We start from the raw sequence: 17,280 nt of genomic DNA, 5'->3' as shown, positions 1-17,280 counted from the left end.
TGCGTTATTTGGTGTCGTGGGATCATGACCTCAATGAAACCAAGACAGGATAATGAACATGACAGGTAAAACCAGCATCCAGCGCACAGATGATTCCTTAGCAATGCTAACCGCCATTCAGATTGTTCCAGCTCCATGGGGAAACGTTCGGCGTAGCCCCAGAACCGATACAAAATGGCAAGATTTTCTAGCTGATGTTCGCCTTCGTGGGATCATTCAGGCCGTAACTGTGCGGGCACATCCAGACCAAGCAGGGGTCTATGAACTGATGGCTGGGTATGGACGCTGGGAAGCAGCCAGTCAAGTCGGTTGCCCAATACCAGCCTTGATCGTCAATTGTACTGATGCTGAGGGTGTCAGTATTGGTCTTATGGAAAACTTGCAACGTGAAGACATGGGGCCGGTCGATGAAGCCGTGGCAGCTCAGACGGCGCTGACGCTCTGTAATGGCGACTATGAAGAGGCTCGCCGCCGTCTCGGCTGGTCAATAGGCCGACTTAAACAGCGACTGCACCTCACCCGCTGTACTCCCGCAGTACAAGAGGCTATCACCTCGGGCAAGTTATCATTGCGTCACGCTGACCTACTCGCGTGGGTCAGCGCCGAAGCCCAAACGGTTTTATTGCCAACAATTATAGAGAAGGCGATCACGGTCGAAGCCCTCAAAGAGGTGCTTGGAAAAGCTTCACACCCATTAGCAACCGCTCGTTTTGATGTAGGGGATTGCGTCTCCTGCGCTCACAACAGCCAAGAGCAATCCTCACTCTTCGAAGAGTTCTCCTCCCAAGATGGTGCCCGATGTCGCAATCTGGTTTGCTTTAAGCAAAAAACCGCAGACATGCTTGCCTCTCGTCGTGAAGAATTGTCGGCCAGATATGGAACCGTAATCATCTTGTCGGAAGTGTCGCTTAACACAGTCAACCATGTTGGCCATGACAATGTGGGCGCTGTTCAGATGTTCGATGGCTGTCTTTCCTGTAAAAAACGAGTGGCACTACTGGATGACCGGTTAGATTCGGCGGGTGAAGTGCTTGAAGATCGTTGCACCGATCCTGATTGCTTCAAGCAGGCAGTGGCCAAGCATCAAGCAGCAGAAGCAGAAGCTGTAACCCTGGCTCAAGCCGCCGACATGACGGCAGGACTTCAACCAGATACGGCGATACCCCAGGTTCAATCATCCGCAAGTAAAAACAAAAATCCGTCCAAACAGGCCGTGAGTACAGCCAGTTCCGCAATGTCTAGTGCCGTCATATCTGACAACAAGGAATTGCTACGCCGTGCAGCTGTAGAGGCTTGGGGTAGTGATCCTGAAGCATCACAGCGATTCCAACTCTGCGTGATGCTGGCAAGCCTTCAATCAGTCGCGGGTAAAGCAACATTTGGCCGCGCATTGCCGGATGCAATTGCTAACAACAGCATGAATATTGAAATGCTTCGTACTGAAATTGCTAGTTCCATGAAATTTATTGCCAGTGGGCTCGACTCGTCCGGCTATACCTCGATGTCCGATGTGATGATCGCCACTCTGCCACATGCCCCTAATGCCAAAGCGAAAGCTATAGCAGCATGGACCCCGACTCCTGAGCGGCTTAAGACCTACACCGCAGAAGTTCTTACCTCCATCTTGCAAGAGTCAGGTTTCTTCGCCGCTTATGAGGCGGCTAATGATGCCAAGGCATTGAAGAAGCTGAAAAGTCAAAGCAAGGGCGACCTCATAAAATCTGTTGGAGCCTTTAATTTCGACTGGTCGAGCTATGCCCCGAGCTTTTATCTCCAAACGTTGTAATGCCCCTTCCCCGCCGGTAAGGCGGGGGTTCTGTCATAGAGGAGAAGCCCATGTCACTGACCAATAAGTTTCTATTCTTGGCCGCTCTCGTTTGGGGGCTGACCATTCAACATGCCAAGGCGGTAGATTTCTACTCCGAGCGTAGTGGGATCGTTATCGGAGTCTTGTATTCAAGCATCCCATACGTTTTAGTTCGAGTTCCTGGTAACAATGACCCTCTTATTGTCCGGTTGCAGGATGTAGAGCTACCTGATGAAAACACAAGTGACTTAGCTGCATCTGTCAGTAGTATTTGCGCAATGATCTGCCACAAACGCATCACTTGGGACACGTTAAGTCAAGGCGATGATGGTAGCCTCGCGGCTTACGCCTATCTGGGGGGAAAATGGGTGAACGATGAAGTAATTCGCCTCGGGTATGCATCTGCATCCCCTTCCCCAGTCCATCCAGCCCTGATGCATTGAGAGTTTAGTTTCACTGAATGCTCCCACCTTGCCTCACGCTGAGGCGCTGCAAGCGGCACATGTGGCCGCTTGCATTATTTCTCCATGGGTTAAGTTGATGTCTCCACTTAAGGAGACACCGCAATGATGGAATTTACCTTTAAATCCAGCTCTGAATTTACAGATGCCGTTAGCTTTGCAGCCGCACATGCCAAGGGCACCATCGCACCGATCCATAAATATCTGCTATTGCAGATCGCCAACTCTGGTGTTCTTTCATTGCAGGCCACGAACGGTGGCTTCTTTGTGACTCGCGCTACAAAAATCAATTCATTTACCGGAACAGGGGCTATCTGCGTTGATGCAGCCAAGTTCAACGCAATTGTGCATTCTCTACCAGCAGAGGCCACAGCATCAGTCAAATTTGTCTCTGATGGACAAAAACTCTCAGGCATAGTGCAGGCAGGCCGCAGCCGGTTCCAACTTGTATGCCTGTCCTCTGACGAATTTCCACAACCAGATATTTGTAACAACATTTCTCGCTTCACAATACAAAGCAGTGACCTGCTACCTACGCTGACCAGACTGAATCGTTTGGCCCCTAGCAATGACTGCCGCCCGACTCTCAATTCCATATGCCTTGACCTTACCAATGAAAAGGCATTGGTAATTGCCACTGACGGCAAACGCTTGGCCAAAGGGGAGTTCCCGATCTCTGGGGTTTCCGGCGCAGAGATAGCTGGTAGGCAGCTATTGATCCCTAAACAACAGGTACAACAAATCATTTCCATGACAAAGCCAGGTTGCGAACTGATGGTCATCGTAGATGATTCCCGTATTGCGATAATCTGCCCTACTCATGGCTGGCGGCTCCAGTTTGCAATGCTCGATGGCAAGTTCCCTAACTGGCAACGGGTTATCCCAAATCCGTCTGGGGATGGTTGGGCTGAATTAGGGGTGGATAGAGAGTTTTTTATCTCTTGCCTGGAGCGAGCCAAAATTTTAGCTGACGACAAAAAACAAACCGTCAGAGTGCAAGCTCAAGCCGGTGAAATCACGATCAGTTCGAACATCGAGGGCAGTGATGAAGGGGCGACTGAGATTGTTCCTTGCAAGATGCAATCGGGTTTTGAGCGCATATCAGCGATCTTCAACGTTGGATTTCTTGTTGATGCGCTACGCGGTCTGTCTGGTTCTCAGGTCAACCTCAGTATCGATACCTCTCAGCTAAACCACGCAGTATTAATGCGCTCGGAACACGATGGTGCTGCATTGCAAGTGCTGGCTCAGGTCAGGGCATGATGGCCTTGCATCCTTGAATTTACAGTTAACCTAGATCCACTGAATTAAGAAACAACCATCGGAGAGTTCACATGTTCCAACCCCTTATTGAGTGTTTAAGTGATCGCTTTGGCGTCACCCAGTTCAATCTTCAAGTTTCTGGCAACGCCGATATGATGACCATTATCATAGCGCCATCCCTCTCTGCACCCGCACCCCGTATCGATTCCAACGGCTACAACCCAAGTGGGCAAACTTACCGAGCATCACTCACTACACCAGTAGTAGTTCGTGCGCCACTTTCGGAGGTAGACACCCGCCTTGCAGAAATTCTTGCAACATATACGGGGGAGTTATCTACCACACTGGGTCACGAAAGTGTGTCAACACAACTACAGGCAGCAGTGCGACAAGCGGGGGAAGTGTCTAAGGGGTCTGCTACTTCAACAAAATCATCGAAACCTGTGAGCAAGCCTAAAGAGGCGTCTCCTACTCCATTAGCGCCCCATGAACAGGCGGATCCGGCTGCAACGGAATTTGATGTTAACGTCTTGAATGCTCTTGGCATGTAGGAAGGAGAATACTTATGACCTCTGTAACTGCACTCCGCCGAACCTTCAAAATTGGCTCCGCAATCATTGATGACCCTGTGCCAGGGTTTCCTCTGGATGTTGCACAGCAGATCCTCTCCGCTACTTACCCACAAGTACGCTGGACAAGGATATTTGACAGTGATGGGCAACTGGTGGGGGACTCTTTGCAATATGAGTTTCTGATCCCCCCAGTAAAAATCAATGGCTAGAAGTGGGCTCAAATCTATAAAAAAAAGACCGCATCATGATGCGGTCTTTTTTTTACAAGCAAGCACACAAACTATTTGTGCAGATTTTATTGTCCCTGCGTCAGTGTGCAGACTTTATTGTTCCTACCAACGGTTGTCCCAATGAAGCGGGGGAGGGGGGCAAGTGGCCAAAATAACACTGTTATTTTGTTAAATAATTGTAACAAAAACCATAAGCCCTGCACTACTCACAGAAAATAACACTGTTATTTGTACTGACCGGCGATGCCACTCTGGCTGGCTTGCATCCTCTATAGCCGCGAGATACTGACGGCACAGGAGGTACTTAAACATGCTGACACCCGAAGAACTCAACACATGGTTGGACAAGGTTGCTGATGAAACACCAGCAGCCTTGTCCAGCGAGAGAAAAGAACCTGAATCGATAGAAGATGCCTTCACCAAGGATAAAACCAAATGGATGCAGTTTGCCCTCAAGATCTCACGAGCGACCAGTCAGCGGGATTCCGCATTCGGCTCGGTTCTCCGGCCTCGTTAACCCACCATGCGGCGCACCACATTCCACCAGCCTTGGCTATTCGTGGTGCAACGATCCCATGCATAGGTGACTCTGGCAGGCTCAAGACCACGATAAAATCGCAAGGTGAGATCCGAGACTTGCTACGACCAACAGTAATGTTGGCTCACAAACATGGTTGGGGTGAGGAACATCTAACTCAGATGATGGCAGCGGCCACTGAAAATGACAGGCTCAGTCACTTTGAAAATCTAGCGGAGGCCGTTTGCCAGGGCATCACGAACACCGCAGTGCAAGCAGGGATAGCTTGCGCCAGAGAGGTCAGAGAGAGACTGGTAGGAGTGGGAGGGGAGGCACTAGGATCAACATTTGACGAATGCTACGCATCAATGTCGAACATGCTGGATTTTTCATTTGGCCTCGTCAATGACTTGGAATCCACCAGCTTTGGAGAGTCTAGTGAGAAGTTCCGGTTTCGCCTGTTCTCAGATCTATCATTTGAGGTTTGCCCATCCCTAGTTACTAACGACTATCTAGCCGCATTCCAAAACCAACTGTTTATGTCACTACCGCTGGTCGGCTTCATCCCAAGCGTCCACTTCCTCGAGTATTCGTTCGGCTGGATGCAGGAGACATATGATTTAGAACTACCAGAAGAAATAGAAGCAGGTGACCTTAACGACATGTTGATGTACTTGGAGTCTGAGGAGACTAGGTTAGCCGACCTTGAGAATGCGGCAGATGTGGAAACTCATGCCCCAGAGCTATTCGCAAGGCTAGTTGGGTTGGTCGGTAGCCAAGAACAAGCAAGGGAGGTGCTATCTCGAGTAGAGACAGCCAATTTTGAACTTGGCGATTGCGTCTATTCCACAATGTGGCGCTGCCTTGAGTTCTCATACTATCAGGCCATCACATCAGAAGTGACCCAATCCGAAAGGGAAATCTCTGGAAATGGGGGCATTGTTGCAGCCTTTAAGCAGTTGCCTTCGATTGAGGACAATACCCACCTGAGTCAACTATTACAAAGCATCCAGCAAATCATTGAACGCGAAATTTCGGCAGGTTCAAGGGCTAAAGCCGTTTTCAACTATATCGAAGAATCAGACATAACCATTGATCTAAAACTGCCCTTTGAGACCTTGGCTATATCACGCCGTAACCTGCTGGAAGATGCCTATGAAAACCACCACGAATTTGCTATGGGGGGGGATGTCTACGCTTCCAGCGTTTGCGTTCATGTGTGTGATGATACCGTTATGGCAATGGAATCGTGGCAACGTTGCATTGTAATCATGGCTGCGATCTACACCGCCGGTAACCACCTTAGAGAAGAAGAATCATCATGCAAGTGACCAGAAATGACCGCTTTCACCAACAAAATGAGAGTGCCCCTGTGATGGCGCTCGTGTTCTCAGCAACCTCCTCAGCGATGAGTGACCTAACAGGGATCACTCGCCACCCAATCACTGGTGGCAGGCTTGGATTTGGTGAGCCTGTATCTATGCAGATGATGTCCGAATTACTGGCCGACTTGACCGAATCAAGTGGTCACACCAAAAAATCCAGTCGTCAGGAAATCCAGTTCATCCCCTCTAATGTCCTTCTGAGCAACGAGGAATCGATCCTGTGGTATCAACCTTCACGCGAGGCGATGCTCTGGTTACAAGCGGGAGGGGAGCGGCGCGGAATCAAGATCCGTTGGCCAGCCTTATTGTTCCGCGCAAACAAGACACCCACAAAGCTATCTGTTGTTGCCCTGGATAGCGATATGCGCCCCACATTGGAGAGTGATGTTTTCGATGTACCTATGCCCAATTGCTATCACGGCGGCGGCTTCTGTCTTGGTTCTGCAACCATGCCTCGCCAGCTCGACCTGTCCTCCCTGCCCAAAATAGAGCTTTGCGTCTATGACGCCCTCAAGACTCACAGTAACAACTCCAAGGCGATAGCTGACGGCACCACGCCGACCGCGTACTGGTTAGCCCAAGAGAATGACCGGCATCATAGCGGCCATATCCCTAGCATCACGTCAAATCAAATGACCAAGCTAGGCACAATAGAACAGTGGCTATCAGGGCTTGCGTCTCGATGACGAGCGGGATAATGACGCAATAAATAGCGCAGGAGCACAACAATGAAGTGGACTACTCCCATTGATTTTCTATCCAGTGAGATCTCTATCATTCTGATTGGCTGTGGTGGCACCGGCAGCTTTGTTATGGGGGAGCTATCCATGCTGCATGATCTATTGACCCGAGTTGGTCATCCAGGGCTCGCAGTGATTGCGTATGACGGCTCGCCAGTACGAGAAGCCAATCTTGGCCGTCAACGATTCCATGCCGCAGATCTTGGCCTTCCAAAGAGCCAGGCTCTCATAGATGCAGAACGGTGCTACAACGGGTTTGACTGGGTATCAAAGGGGGACTACGAAGTAGAGGAGGGGCGACCAGCCCTTCGCGGCCCCACTATTTATGTAACTGCTGTTGATAAGCCCAGCTTTCGGTTTGCATTCGGTAAATTTTTCTCCGGCCTAGCCCACAAAAACACCCTTTGGCTTGATGCCGGAAATGACCACCAAACTGGTCAAGTTGTATTGGGCGGGGAGGGGTTGCCAACTGCCTACGACTTGTTTGCGAGCCAGTATGAGGGCATGGAGGATGACCTCTCCAAGAGCTGTTCGTCTGCTGAAGCGGTGGCAAAACAAGATTTTGGCGTCAACTCAATGGCGGCTCGCATCGTAGGGCAGCTCATTTGGAATTTGCTGCGACACGGCGGCCTTGATTCTCATGGGGCGTTTTTTGATGTGAACCGGCTGTCAGTAGACCCCTTGCCGATAGATGAAAAGGTTTGGGCAACATATGGGTTTTCACCAAAGGCATAATGGGTGACAACCTGGGACTGTTGAAAGCAAATAAGCAGACGAAACGAGGTGCTTATTTGCTTTTAGTCTGAGCTTGGATCAGGCGCTCCCTAGCCAAAATCAGTTCGCACCCAGTAATCCTATCTGCGCCTTGTGGTGCACGTAATGGTGGCCTTATTTCAATCCCGTTATAGAACCCTGTCAGCATCCATTGCCTCAGTTGCCCAACTGTCATTTGGAGCTGTGGGGCAGCGTCCTGCATTCGCCAGGATGCTCTTAGGATCACATCCTCCAACTGAGACACCTCTTCTCCATCCTTCATCTTAGCGAGTGCTCTGGTTGCCAGCAGTTGAGCGGCATACCCGAACCTAGACTCACTATACATGACCCGAACTCCCTGGTAGGAAGCAACCCAGTTTGTTCCAGTTCGAAACACACTACCGTTGCGGCTCATGCCTCACTTCTCCAGCATGGCCAACAGATCAAACAATTCTTGACGAGTAATCCCCTCGGGGAGGGTCAACTCAAATTTATTTGGTTTTTTCTCCAATACCTCCACTCCACCGATAACTGAGATTCTGGCAGTTTTATTTCGCTTTTCACCAGCCAGCTCTATTGCCTGTGCAGTAATGTCTGCAACTGCTTTGGGAGCCGATGCATAGGTCTCTTTAGACTGAGCCCACTCAACCAGCGAGGCAACCTGACCTTGAGTAAGGCTCTTCAGGATTTTACGCAAGCGGATAATAGTTGGGCGGCCTGTAGAAGTGCCACTAGGTAAAAGCTCGTATAGTGGTAGTGGGATTTCTACCGCCATCTGGCTATATCGAACTTCGGTATCAGTGATACCAAGCATCTCCGCAACACCGGCTACATCGAGATCCTGCTCGCTCATCACCTTTGTGTAATACAACCCTTTGTCGTAGAGCGAGTTCGGCATTGTAAGGTTGGCGATGCGGCTCAACTCTCGCAGCTCTGCGCTACTCAACCCCTCACCTTCATCAATGTAGGCAAGCGGTAACCCCTGTTGCGCCAGGACAGCGCAAAAACGCCTGCGCTGGCCATCAAAGATTGCGTAACGACCATCGTCTTGACGAACTGCGAGCACTTCATGGGTGACCCCACCAGCTCTGATCGAGCCAATAATGTCATCTACCGTGCTCTCGTTTACTCCTGATGACCCACGAATATTGGCTTCGTGGATCAGAGTCAGTTCGCTAACATCTTCTGCCGGGATATAGATTGAAGTGAGCTTAACGATCCGTCCACTCTTCAACCTCAATACTCGAAATGCCCCCATAGTTCTGATCGTGTTGGCAAGTTGTTGTTCACTGTTCAGCGTGGCACCAGCAAGATCAGCTGGTACGGTGAATGCACCAGGACCAGTTGGTGGCAAAGAGGATGTTGAAGCTAAGTGAGCAGCTAGACCTTCACTTAATGATTGCCGTTTCTTGGCCATTATTTTGAAACCTCAAGAATATGTGTGAAAAACTCAGAGACAACATCCTCTGCGACACTCTGGGCTCGGCGCAGGGATCGGGAGTCGCCAGAGTAATGCTTGGGTTGCACAGTGAAGACAGTCCGACCATCTTCAGCAACCATTGAAAATGGGCGAAGTTGATCCATTGGCTGCCTGAGCAAGTGAACTTGCTTCAAGCTCTTCAATATCGCGTAGTTATCGAGGTGTTGAGCATTGGTAGAATCGAACTTGCTACCCAGAAGCCATATGGCATCGGGATCCAGTCGTGATGACGGCATGGATGACAGTAGATCATGAAGTGACGACAGGAACTTCACGCTGGAATCCAACTCGAGCGGGTCAAGACCGATCGGAACCAACATGCTATCACTGGCCTGCAGTGTATTAAGTAGTGCGGCGTCAAGGTGCGGACCACAATCTATGAGAATCAGGTCAAACTGGTCACGGATCGGATCGATAACAAATCGAGACAACAGTTCGCTCATGTGCATACCGGTCTCTGTAGCGTACTGATACGCAGACAGGGAGAAAAAAGCATCAGAACTACCGGCTGGCAACAAAAACAAACCCTCGCTGCTGGTGGGTTTGATCCAGGAGCGCACTGTATCAGGAGTGGCCCGGGTGGCGATTGCCTCAATTGCCGAATGCTGCTGATTTGATTTCCCTATCCCAGCAAAACCGAATGCAACTGATGTTGAACCTTGAGGATCCATATCAATTACAGCTACTCGTAGCCGGTGACGGATCAAATTTTTATGGTGTACCAACCCCGTTGCAATGGTGGCGCATGACGTTGTTTTTCCAACCCCGCCCTTCAGATTAAGAAATGCGACCGTCTTACCATCAGGACTTCCACCCAGCTTGGCTTTAAACTCAGTGAATGAAGGTAGCCCGGCTGTTTCATAAATAGCGCGAACATCCCCAAGAGAAAATGTATGAGGCTGCATAGAGTTTTTTTCAGCAGGAATGCGGCTGAAGATACGACCATTATCGCGGAGTATCTTGATGGCATTCTCCACTCTCGCTCGAGTCATCTCTGGCAACCGCTGTACCTGATACAAGGTGTATGAAGCAGCTTGGTAACCATCCTCAATAGCAGTATCCCGACGCTCACTTTGCACGTCTGCCAAGTAGTTCAAAACCAAGTGAGCGGAGTCTCGGATCTTTTCAAAACCCATCAGACGTTGCTGTCTAGCTAAAGCGCTTCCCATCACAATCCCCCATTCCTGTTTTAGTGTGAAAAATATGGTAATACAGGAATTAGCGCGTGTCCATGAGAGGCCCCGGTGGCAGTTGTGATGTGTGGCCATACTTCTACAAGTTCTTACCGCTAGACGGTTGAGAATGCTATGCACGATCATCGCTAAAAATTTTCTGCCAGCCTCCGGCGTGATATGATGCTTGCACAACGACACTGGCGTGTTTAGCCACCAAACCACACTTTCATGTGTGGTTTTTTTTTACCATCAAGTGATACAAAGAAGATACAAGAGGGATTCAAAGGTGCGTCAAAAGGCCTTCAAATAGAGTCAAACACCATTCAAATGCGATACAAAGCATTGACAGCAGAAATCCTATACTTGAAGATGAGCCACCAATAGACACTGCCGGCACACTTGGAAATCGGCCGCAACTCCTGTTAAGGATCACCAATGTCACCAAGCTTACCAAGTAGGAAAGGCGCTTCTAAACTCGAGCCACATGCAGACGAAATCCTCAATCTGAAAAAAAACCACTCACTTGAGGTGATCCGTGAACACCTGCAGGCGACATATGGCATCGAGATAACCAGGTCGTCTATAAATGCCTTCATAAAGCGCAGACAAAAGGCCACCTCACAGGAACCGGTGTCGTCAGCCCAACAGACAGTTCGTGAGGTTACCTCACCAAGCAAAATCGCCACGGAAGAAACACCTGCCGTGGCTGAGCATTCGCTTTCTCCTCACGAGGAGGAGGCGATAAAGTCGGCTCCAGTTGTTGACGTGTGGGCCGGAAAAGTAAAACTCTAATAAAAACAAGGATTTAGCATATGAAAGTTGTCGTTGCATCTAAAACGGGCTTCGTGGGTAAGACAGCCCTGTCAGCTCATTGGTTGAAATCCATGATGCCCTCAGCGGAGCTTTTTTCCATTGAAGATATGAACCAAGCTGCTGATGCTTTGGGGGTAGAAGTTACCGTTATGAATGGCGGTCAATTTCCCGAGCTGATGAACAGGATCATGATTGAAGATGAAGCCATTATTGATGTTGGCATGAGCAACGTGCGCTTCTTCATTGATGGGCTTCGCAAGTTCGAGGGTTCTTGCCACGAATTCGATTACTTCTTAGTGCCAGTTACCCCGGAGAAACGCTCCCAAGAAGAGGCATGCGAGACAATCAATACCCTGCTGGAAATTGGTGTCGACCCGGCTCGGATCCGACCACTCTTCAACAAAATCCCGACCACCTTCTTCAATTACGAACAGTTCCAGGGTTTCATCAGCTATCTGAAGAAGCACACGAAGGTAGAGACCAACATCAAATGGGCTATCGAAGAGAATCAAGCATTTGAGATGCTGTCTCGCCATGGATTGAGCCTCGCGACAGTTGTGGCAGACACCCGGGATTATCGCGGTGAAGCAAGGGCGCTTGTCATGAAGGCTAAAGCAGAGGGGAAAAACCCCAACGCCAAAGAAATCGAGCATCTGACATCAATGAACACATTGCGTATGTGCAGCATTCCCCTGATGGAAAAGCTTACTCATTTGTGGGAATCCTTGAATCTCACTAAGCAGACTGCGTGATGGACGGCCCTCAGTCTGAAACAAATCGTGCTCTGGGGGCCAGCACAATCACGCCACCAGCACTAAACTATCAAGTCCTCTTTGCTACCATGTTGGGTGATGTGTATGAAGCGATACAGTCGGCAAGTAGGTTGCAATCAGAGGTGGCGAGGAACGAAGACCTCATTCATCGCTTGGCAAATATGGCTGAACGCTTGTCCCGCATACAACAAACTTTGCACGAGGGGACTGTTCGCCTAGAGGTTACTCTTGACCGCTTCGATGGGGAAAACGAGCGTTTTATCCGCATCCATAAAGCCACTCTGGATGCAATGAGAAGCGAGCTAGCGCACATAGCTCGCCATCAGCGGGTGGACCGATCCTCCCAAACCTCCTTGTTGCCATGGTTACTGGCCATTGCGTTTGGATGTGTTAGCAGTTTCTTGCTTGGTTGGTTTCTGCATTGAAAAAGGGCCACTCCCGGAGTGGCCCTTTTCATTTATCCCTACGGTCAGGCGACACGTCGATAGACGTGCACTTCATTGAATTCTTTTACACTCTGACATTCGATGCAAAAACGAGACTCCGGGCGAGCATGTAAGCGCTGCAATGAAATCTCTTCACCACAAGATTCACAGAATCCGAAATCACCAGAGCTAATACGCGTCAATGCAGACCTGAGCTTGCTTAACAGCTGTTTATCATGCTCGATCCTGTTCATCTCAATATTTCGAGCCTCTTCAACACTTGCCCTATCGGCTTCATCCGACATTTCGTTACTATCTGTTGTCATAAGCAGACTTGTTTGGCTGCTTTGCCTTGCTTCGATCTCGGCAACTCGTTGTTCTATCTGCTTCTGGAAAAGAGCTAGTTGGTCAAGATCCATAAATTCAGACATTCAGTGTTTTACCTGTGCAGTGCCATACATAACTGAGCTTTTATCAAAAAGATTACACCCCGAGAAGAGTGCCAAACGATAAGTGTCGATCAGCTAACACTTTTATCCTCCCGGCCCCCGACAGGGCATGGCTAGGGGAGGGGGCCAGCCAACAACGCGACAATCGACCCGCTCCCGATGCTGGCTAACCGGCAGGGGGGTTACCCACCACAGCGCCACGGCGGCGACCTGGGCGGGCAGTTACCGATCACCGGCTGTGCCACGGGCACCGGGCAACACCTGCTCCCGATGCTGACCCACCGGCAGGGGGTTACCCGCCACGGCGGCGGCCTGGGCGGGCAGTTACCGATCACCGGCAGCGCGGCGGCACCGGCCGATACCCGATCCCGATACTGACCCACCGGCTGGGGGTTACTCACCACAGCACCACGGCGGCGACCGGGCGGGCAGTTGCAGATCACCGGCAGCGCAGCGGCACCGACCAACATCCGCTCCCGATGTTGGCTAACCGGCTGGGGGTTACCCGCCACGGCGACCGGGCGGGAACCAGCAGATCACCGGCACCGCGGCGGCCACCGGCCAACACCCGTTCCCGATACTGCCCACCGGCTGGGGGTCACCCACTACAGCGACCGGCGTCGCCCAGGCAAGCAGCTGCAGATCACCAGCACCGCGGCGAGCACCGGCAACACCCCGACTCCCGATGCGGCCCACCGGCTGGGGGTTACCCACCACGGCCACGGCGCGGGCAGGCACCAGCAGCTCACCGGCGGGCACCGGGCAACATCCGCTCCCGATGCTGGCCAACCGGCAGGGGGTCACCCGCCACGGCGACCGGGCGGGCAGCTGCAGATCACCGGCGGCGCGGCAGGCGGCGGCCAACATCCGATCCCGATGCCACCGGCTGGGGGGTTACCCACCACGGCGCCACGGCGGCGACCTGGGCGGGCAGTTACCGATCACCGGCAGCGCGGCGGGCACCGGCCAACACCCGATAGCGTGAAGACATTGCAGAAAACAAATACCGGCTTATCGTGGCTATGGATTACCACTCGCCAGTGGCGGTGGTGCAAAGTACGATTTATTGGCACGCACAGTGAGTATGACAAGGTTGACGCTAAGACGATTTGAGAGGATGCCATTATGTATATCAAACCCATTCACACCGACCAAGATTATGAAGAAGCAATGGCTCGGATTGATGCCCTATGGGGGGCTGACATTGGCTCAGTTGAAGGATATGAGCTTGAAGTGCTGGCCATTCTCGTCGAAGCCTATGAAAACAAGTATTACCCTATTGCGCCTCCAGATCCGGTGACCGCCATTAAATTCAGGATGGAACAGCAATGGTTTACACCTGATCGGTCAACGCGGTAGGGTCACTGATATTCTGAACAAGAGACGTAAGTAAGTTAAACTTGCGCATGATCCGCGGCCTGAAAATCCCCCTTGAGACCCTTGCTTACAATTACACGGTACTTACCGCGAGTTGTTCACCGTTACACCACGAGGAAGTAAACATGATCAAGATTAAAAACTTTGGCAACGACCTACCATTCGATACTCTGGAACAATTGAAATGCACTTTGGCTGCCGACTACAGAGGAAAACATATAACTATTGTGTACTCCACAAAACCACACGGGATGAACCGTCCAGTGTTTGTGTCTGTCAGCGATTCAGGAGAAGTATTCCACTCCAATCGAGATGGGGAGCTGGTGGACTTCGGCACAATTCAACAAAACCTGCACGGACAATAATGCCAACAATCAAACCGCCCTTGTGCGGTTTTTGTTTTTGCGGGTTCGCAGGTAAGACCACCAGCACCGTCCCGATACTGGCCCACCGGCAGAGGACAGCGCGGTAGAGTGAGGTTCCGATGAGGATGGGTTTCATCCCACACCAGTAGTAGCTAACTTCTTGCGGGTCTCGTAGCTATATCGGCAATGGCATCATTCCAACATGAAAGTGCAATCGCCAAATTGTTATCATCCAACAACCCTTGGGCATGTTCAAAACGGAAATCCGTATCCTGTTCTGTCGGGTCATAGCTGCACTTACAGGTTACATAAACCTCACTGCAATTCTCAGCTACCCGCAATGAGCAGCCAATGAACACTGTATTATTTTGGCACCTCGGGCAAGGTGTTACTACCGTGTTCGGTGTAAGGGCAAACAATCTGTTCGTGACCATGTTGTCTTACTCCTTGCGTCATCCACTCATAGGCCTGTTCCATCGTGAGCAGTGCGCCAATATTTACGATGTCTTTCCATCGCCCATTTTTTCTTGATATGAGAGTTAATCGTTTAACCAATCAAGTGCTGTATCATAGGTTATAGCTTCAGTAGCGGCTTCGATTCTGACACGGCTATATCCCCCTACAGTTGGGTTAACCGCAATATGTGCAGCACTCTCAGCCTCATCGAAATTGGGGAATATGGCAAATGATTCATGAGAGGAACTGCCTTTAAAAATAACCTTGCAGCAGCCTTTGTACCCTTCGGGTACTGTTGACTCAACATCTGGGATAATGTCTGACAGGTAACACAGCATAATGTCTCCTATATCTTGGCTTGGTCAATATCCGTTCAATATCAGCTGGGGACTCTCTCGTTCTTTGAACTCATAATGTTCCTCGATTAATTGGCTTCATCCTGGACAAGCTTAATTCCATAGCCGTTGCAGATTTGACACTCATAGTCGGGAACATAGATACAAACACCCCTTGATCAACTGCGTGAGGGGATAACCAGTTCCGTAGACTTGCCCCATTCCGTTATGAGTGAGCCATCTTTGCGACGTAAACTCATTCGATCAGATTTATGCTCGACAGTCCACACTTCAACCAAAGGCCCCTTCGGAAAATCAACTATTACGGAAACCTTTTCGGTAAATGGGAAAATAGCAATGCACGAGTTATTTTCATCTTTTTTATAACTTGGTATATATACAACTGAGTTCACTTGGTCTGGGTAATAACATTCATCCGAGCCAGCTACGCTGACCGATTGAGAGTCTACCCACATTTTGTAACCAGGCATGATTACGAGTTCAGGAGATATAATGTGCTCTGCAGTGGCATCACCACTGACCAGAAAGATCGCACATAACGTAAGAGGTAGGAACGATTTCATACAAATTACCCTTATCAACGTTGACCAGTCTGCTGGCCTGCCTTTCTGTCTTCCTGTCCAGCCCATAACCCTTCGTCAAACTCATCCACAAAGCCGAAACCAAAACAGGTATTGACGCCAGATATATCAACGCATCAAAAATTACCTTCCCCTCAGAAGGAGGGATTGGAGGTGGCAAATCAGCCATGCTCTTTCCTCAATCAGCTGCTTGCAGCTGCTATAACATCAGCAGCCATGACGTTAGCAAGTTCAGGAGCCAATACTGTCGTGGCACTGATCAGCCGATATTCGCCAGCCTCATATTCGCTAGGCCAGCCGACCAGTTCGGCATGAACCTTGATCAGGCCTGACTTTGGCAGCCCCTCGCCAAGAGCATCGATAAACTCTTTGTCACCATCCTCGGCAATATCATCAAGTACCATTTTCCGCACATCCGCATCATCCGATGACACTTCAAGAACCGCGCCCGCCGACCAGCTCACACCAAGGGCTATCAGGGCTGTAAAGGTCATTTCCATGTGACATTTTCCTCTTACTTGACTATGGCCGGTACTGGGTATTCTTTGACGCCGCTAACTTGATAAAAATTCGGGGAGACCCCGTGCTTCTGGCACCAGGCGTCAAGCAGAGCGACAAGCAGCCCATCTAGCTCGGCCTTAGCCTCGTCAGACACATCAGGGTAGTATTCCGCATGCTCCCCGCCGTAGTCATAAGCCTGGTTAGCCATGTGGTCAATTACATCTCCAGCATCCGGGAAGAACATGCTATTGCTGGGGTGGTCCACCTTGCCAATATGTACGCAGGTATTCTCCCCGTCGTTCTCGGCGGCTGCATCCGCCAAAGCCGCCTTTATCGTATCAAAAGTGGCACCTTTGAAGTCCTCACCGTTCCAGGAATAGCAATACTCTTTTTGCTTGCTCATAGCGACCTCGACTCTATTTGAGTGGTTATATGTACGTACATCAATTGTGCGCTTTTTGTGCATCTTGTCAAGCATATATGTACGTGCAATAATCTACACATGAATGAAAAAAAGCCTCGGCGCGGAGCGCCCCCTAAACCCGATAATGAAAAGCACTCGGAACGCCTCGGTGAGATCCGAGTGATGGCTGCGCAGTTAGAAAGCTACCTGCTGGCAGCTGAACTGGAGGGTAAATCAAAGTCCGATTGGGTTCGTGATACTCTCGATGCCCAGGCTAAACGCATCCTCAAAAAGTCCAAGCGGATAGGCTGACAGCCAGTGAACAAGGCGGCCCGGCTCACATACTGAGTTATTTCGTTGGCGCTTAGGGGCGTTTTTTTTGTGATAAAATAGCAGCT

22 protein-coding genes are annotated in these 17,280 nt (G+C 50.4%); 14 read left to right on the top strand and 8 right to left on the bottom strand.

Annotated elements, in window-relative coordinates:
• Positions 1–58: 58 nt before the first annotated feature.
• The 9 genes from OKC42_RS13760 to OKC42_RS13720 all read left to right on the top strand — a co-directional run bounded on the left by OKC42_RS13760 (position 59) and on the right by OKC42_RS13720 (position 7,710).
• Positions 59–1,786 carry a PRTRC system ParB family protein gene (locus tag OKC42_RS13760; RefSeq protein ID WP_270820071.1) on the top strand — a complete coding sequence of 576 codons (1,728 nt, stop codon included), beginning with the start codon at positions 59–61 and terminating at the stop codon, positions 1,784–1,786.
• A gap of 50 nt (positions 1,787–1,836) precedes the next feature.
• Positions 1,837–2,250 (top strand): hypothetical protein, encoded by a 414-nt coding sequence (locus OKC42_RS13755; RefSeq protein WP_270820069.1) that lies wholly within the window; start codon positions 1,837–1,839, stop codon positions 2,248–2,250.
• A gap of 123 nt (positions 2,251–2,373) precedes the next feature.
• A complete protein-coding gene (locus tag OKC42_RS13750) occupies positions 2,374–3,531 on the top strand; it encodes a DNA polymerase III subunit beta (protein ID WP_270820068.1) in 1,158 nt (385 codons plus the stop codon).
• 71 nt (positions 3,532–3,602) lie between these two features.
• A complete protein-coding gene (locus OKC42_RS13745; protein WP_270820067.1) occupies positions 3,603–4,082 on the top strand; it encodes a hypothetical protein in 480 nt (159 codons plus the stop codon).
• 14 nt (positions 4,083–4,096) lie between these two features.
• Positions 4,097–4,312, top strand: a complete 216-nt coding sequence (locus tag OKC42_RS13740; protein WP_270820066.1) for a hypothetical protein — start codon at positions 4,097–4,099, stop codon at positions 4,310–4,312.
• A gap of 331 nt (positions 4,313–4,643) precedes the next feature.
• Positions 4,644–4,850: a hypothetical protein gene (locus OKC42_RS13735; protein WP_270820065.1), complete on the top strand. Its 207-nt coding sequence runs from the start codon at positions 4,644–4,646 to the stop codon at positions 4,848–4,850.
• A gap of 182 nt (positions 4,851–5,032) precedes the next feature.
• Positions 5,033–6,181, top strand: coding sequence for a hypothetical protein (locus OKC42_RS13730; RefSeq protein ID WP_270820063.1), 1,149 nt, complete (start codon positions 5,033–5,035; stop codon positions 6,179–6,181).
• Positions 6,172–6,921, top strand: a complete 750-nt coding sequence (locus tag OKC42_RS13725; RefSeq protein ID WP_270820062.1) for a hypothetical protein — start codon at positions 6,172–6,174, stop codon at positions 6,919–6,921. The genes OKC42_RS13730 and OKC42_RS13725 overlap by 10 nt, the downstream gene beginning before the upstream one ends.
• A 42-nt stretch (positions 6,922–6,963) precedes the next feature.
• Positions 6,964–7,710: a PRTRC system ThiF family protein gene (locus OKC42_RS13720; protein WP_270820061.1), complete on the top strand. Its 747-nt coding sequence runs from the start codon at positions 6,964–6,966 to the stop codon at positions 7,708–7,710.
• 436 nt (positions 7,711–8,146) lie between these two features.
• Here OKC42_RS13720 and OKC42_RS13715 read toward each other — a convergent pair whose 3' ends face one another.
• Positions 8,147–9,145, bottom strand: a complete 999-nt coding sequence (locus OKC42_RS13715; RefSeq protein WP_270820059.1) for a ParB N-terminal domain-containing protein — start codon at positions 9,143–9,145, stop codon at positions 8,147–8,149.
• Positions 9,145–10,377, bottom strand: coding sequence for a ParA family protein (locus OKC42_RS13710; protein ID WP_270820093.1), 1,233 nt, complete (start codon positions 10,375–10,377; stop codon positions 9,145–9,147). The genes OKC42_RS13715 and OKC42_RS13710 overlap by 1 nt, the downstream gene beginning before the upstream one ends.
• Positions 10,378–10,818: 441 nt before the next feature.
• On the opposite strand from OKC42_RS13710, the gene OKC42_RS13705 reads away from it, so the two are divergent.
• Both OKC42_RS13705 and stbB read left to right on the top strand, forming a co-directional pair.
• Complete coding sequence (locus OKC42_RS13705) at positions 10,819–11,175, top strand: hypothetical protein (protein WP_270820057.1); 357 nt, start codon at positions 10,819–10,821, stop codon at positions 11,173–11,175.
• Between the two features lie 20 nt (positions 11,176–11,195).
• On the top strand, positions 11,196–11,948 hold the full coding sequence (stbB, locus tag OKC42_RS13700) for a StbB family protein (protein ID WP_270820056.1): 753 nt from the start codon (positions 11,196–11,198) through the stop codon (positions 11,946–11,948).
• 490 nt (positions 11,949–12,438) lie between these two features.
• Here the strand turns inward: stbB and OKC42_RS13695 are convergent, their stop codons facing one another.
• Both OKC42_RS13695 and OKC42_RS13690 read right to left on the bottom strand, forming a co-directional pair.
• The gene (locus OKC42_RS13695; RefSeq protein WP_270820055.1) at positions 12,439–12,825 is read right to left on the bottom strand and encodes a TraR/DksA family transcriptional regulator; all 387 of its coding nucleotides are present in this window, start codon (positions 12,823–12,825) and stop codon (positions 12,439–12,441) included.
• A gap of 519 nt (positions 12,826–13,344) precedes the next feature.
• The gene (locus tag OKC42_RS13690; protein ID WP_270820053.1) at positions 13,345–13,710 is read right to left on the bottom strand and encodes a hypothetical protein; all 366 of its coding nucleotides are present in this window, start codon (positions 13,708–13,710) and stop codon (positions 13,345–13,347) included.
• Positions 13,711–13,968: 258 nt separating this feature from the next.
• Here OKC42_RS13690 and OKC42_RS13685 point away from each other — a divergent pair, with 258 nt between their 5' ends.
• Together OKC42_RS13685 and OKC42_RS13680 are read left to right on the top strand one after the other, a co-directional pair.
• Positions 13,969–14,202 carry a helix-turn-helix domain-containing protein gene (locus OKC42_RS13685; RefSeq protein WP_270820052.1) on the top strand — a complete coding sequence of 78 codons (234 nt, stop codon included), beginning with the start codon at positions 13,969–13,971 and terminating at the stop codon, positions 14,200–14,202.
• A 143-nt stretch (positions 14,203–14,345) separates the two neighbouring features.
• On the top strand, positions 14,346–14,585 hold the full coding sequence (locus OKC42_RS13680) for a hypothetical protein (protein WP_270820051.1): 240 nt from the start codon (positions 14,346–14,348) through the stop codon (positions 14,583–14,585).
• Positions 14,586–15,124: 539 nt separating this feature from the next.
• Here OKC42_RS13680 and OKC42_RS13675 read toward each other — a convergent pair.
• The 4 genes from OKC42_RS13675 to OKC42_RS13660 form a co-directional block, all read right to left on the bottom strand.
• Positions 15,125–15,379 carry a hypothetical protein gene (locus OKC42_RS13675; RefSeq protein ID WP_270820050.1) on the bottom strand — a complete coding sequence of 85 codons (255 nt, stop codon included), beginning with the start codon at positions 15,377–15,379 and terminating at the stop codon, positions 15,125–15,127.
• Between the two features lie 176 nt (positions 15,380–15,555).
• Positions 15,556–15,960, bottom strand: coding sequence for a hypothetical protein (locus OKC42_RS13670; RefSeq protein WP_270820049.1), 405 nt, complete (start codon positions 15,958–15,960; stop codon positions 15,556–15,558).
• 200 nt (positions 15,961–16,160) lie between these two features.
• Positions 16,161–16,478, bottom strand: coding sequence for a hypothetical protein (locus tag OKC42_RS13665; RefSeq protein ID WP_270820048.1), 318 nt, complete (start codon positions 16,476–16,478; stop codon positions 16,161–16,163).
• Between the two features lie 14 nt (positions 16,479–16,492).
• A complete protein-coding gene (locus OKC42_RS13660; protein ID WP_270820046.1) occupies positions 16,493–16,882 on the bottom strand; it encodes a hypothetical protein in 390 nt (129 codons plus the stop codon).
• A 99-nt stretch (positions 16,883–16,981) separates the two neighbouring features.
• Between OKC42_RS13660 and OKC42_RS13655 the strand changes: the two genes are divergently transcribed.
• Positions 16,982–17,194, top strand: coding sequence for a hypothetical protein (locus OKC42_RS13655; RefSeq protein WP_270820045.1), 213 nt, complete (start codon positions 16,982–16,984; stop codon positions 17,192–17,194).
• Positions 17,195–17,280: the final 86 nt, after the last annotated feature.

It is taken from the genome of Aeromonas sp. Y311-2 (genome assembly GCF_027706025.1).
GTDB lineage: Bacteria > Pseudomonadota > Gammaproteobacteria > Enterobacterales > Aeromonadaceae > Aeromonas > Aeromonas veronii.
This window is presented reverse-complemented; position numbering and strand designations above follow the sequence as displayed.

Excerpts from the sequence above, each read along its gene's own strand:
- OKC42_RS13725 (WP_270820062.1), top strand. The coding sequence starts at position 6,172 with ATGCAAGTGACCAGAAATGACCGCTTTCACCAACAAAATGAGAGTGCC.
- OKC42_RS13670 (WP_270820049.1), bottom strand. The coding sequence starts at position 15,960 with ATGAAATCGTTCCTACCTCTTACGTTATGTGCGATCTTTCTGGTCAGT.
- OKC42_RS13690 (WP_270820053.1), bottom strand. The coding sequence starts at position 13,710 with ATGTTGGCCGCCGCCTGCCGCGCCGCCGGTGATCTGCAGCTGCCCGCC.
- OKC42_RS13745 (WP_270820067.1), top strand. The coding sequence starts at position 3,603 with ATGTTCCAACCCCTTATTGAGTGTTTAAGTGATCGCTTTGGCGTCACC.
- OKC42_RS13680 (WP_270820051.1), top strand. The coding sequence starts at position 14,346 with ATGATCAAGATTAAAAACTTTGGCAACGACCTACCATTCGATACTCTG.
- OKC42_RS13755 (WP_270820069.1), top strand. The coding sequence starts at position 1,837 with ATGTCACTGACCAATAAGTTTCTATTCTTGGCCGCTCTCGTTTGGGGG.
- OKC42_RS13740 (WP_270820066.1), top strand. The coding sequence starts at position 4,097 with ATGACCTCTGTAACTGCACTCCGCCGAACCTTCAAAATTGGCTCCGCA.
- OKC42_RS13665 (WP_270820048.1), bottom strand. The coding sequence starts at position 16,478 with ATGGAAATGACCTTTACAGCCCTGATAGCCCTTGGTGTGAGCTGGTCG.
- OKC42_RS13655 (WP_270820045.1), top strand. The coding sequence starts at position 16,982 with ATGAATGAAAAAAAGCCTCGGCGCGGAGCGCCCCCTAAACCCGATAAT.
- OKC42_RS13710 (WP_270820093.1), bottom strand. The coding sequence starts at position 10,377 with ATGGGAAGCGCTTTAGCTAGACAGCAACGTCTGATGGGTTTTGAAAAG.
- OKC42_RS13760 (WP_270820071.1), top strand. The coding sequence starts at position 59 with ATGACAGGTAAAACCAGCATCCAGCGCACAGATGATTCCTTAGCAATG.
- OKC42_RS13730 (WP_270820063.1), top strand. The coding sequence starts at position 5,033 with ATGATGGCAGCGGCCACTGAAAATGACAGGCTCAGTCACTTTGAAAAT.
- OKC42_RS13705 (WP_270820057.1), top strand. The coding sequence starts at position 10,819 with ATGTCACCAAGCTTACCAAGTAGGAAAGGCGCTTCTAAACTCGAGCCA.
- OKC42_RS13750 (WP_270820068.1), top strand. The coding sequence starts at position 2,374 with ATGATGGAATTTACCTTTAAATCCAGCTCTGAATTTACAGATGCCGTT.
- stbB (WP_270820056.1), top strand. The coding sequence starts at position 11,196 with ATGAAAGTTGTCGTTGCATCTAAAACGGGCTTCGTGGGTAAGACAGCC.
- OKC42_RS13715 (WP_270820059.1), bottom strand. The coding sequence starts at position 9,145 with ATGGCCAAGAAACGGCAATCATTAAGTGAAGGTCTAGCTGCTCACTTA.
- OKC42_RS13735 (WP_270820065.1), top strand. The coding sequence starts at position 4,644 with ATGCTGACACCCGAAGAACTCAACACATGGTTGGACAAGGTTGCTGAT.
- OKC42_RS13695 (WP_270820055.1), bottom strand. The coding sequence starts at position 12,825 with ATGTCTGAATTTATGGATCTTGACCAACTAGCTCTTTTCCAGAAGCAG.
- OKC42_RS13720 (WP_270820061.1), top strand. The coding sequence starts at position 6,964 with ATGAAGTGGACTACTCCCATTGATTTTCTATCCAGTGAGATCTCTATC.
- OKC42_RS13685 (WP_270820052.1), top strand. The coding sequence starts at position 13,969 with ATGTATATCAAACCCATTCACACCGACCAAGATTATGAAGAAGCAATG.
- OKC42_RS13660 (WP_270820046.1), bottom strand. The coding sequence starts at position 16,882 with ATGAGCAAGCAAAAAGAGTATTGCTATTCCTGGAACGGTGAGGACTTC.
- OKC42_RS13675 (WP_270820050.1), bottom strand. The coding sequence starts at position 15,379 with ATGCTGTGTTACCTGTCAGACATTATCCCAGATGTTGAGTCAACAGTA.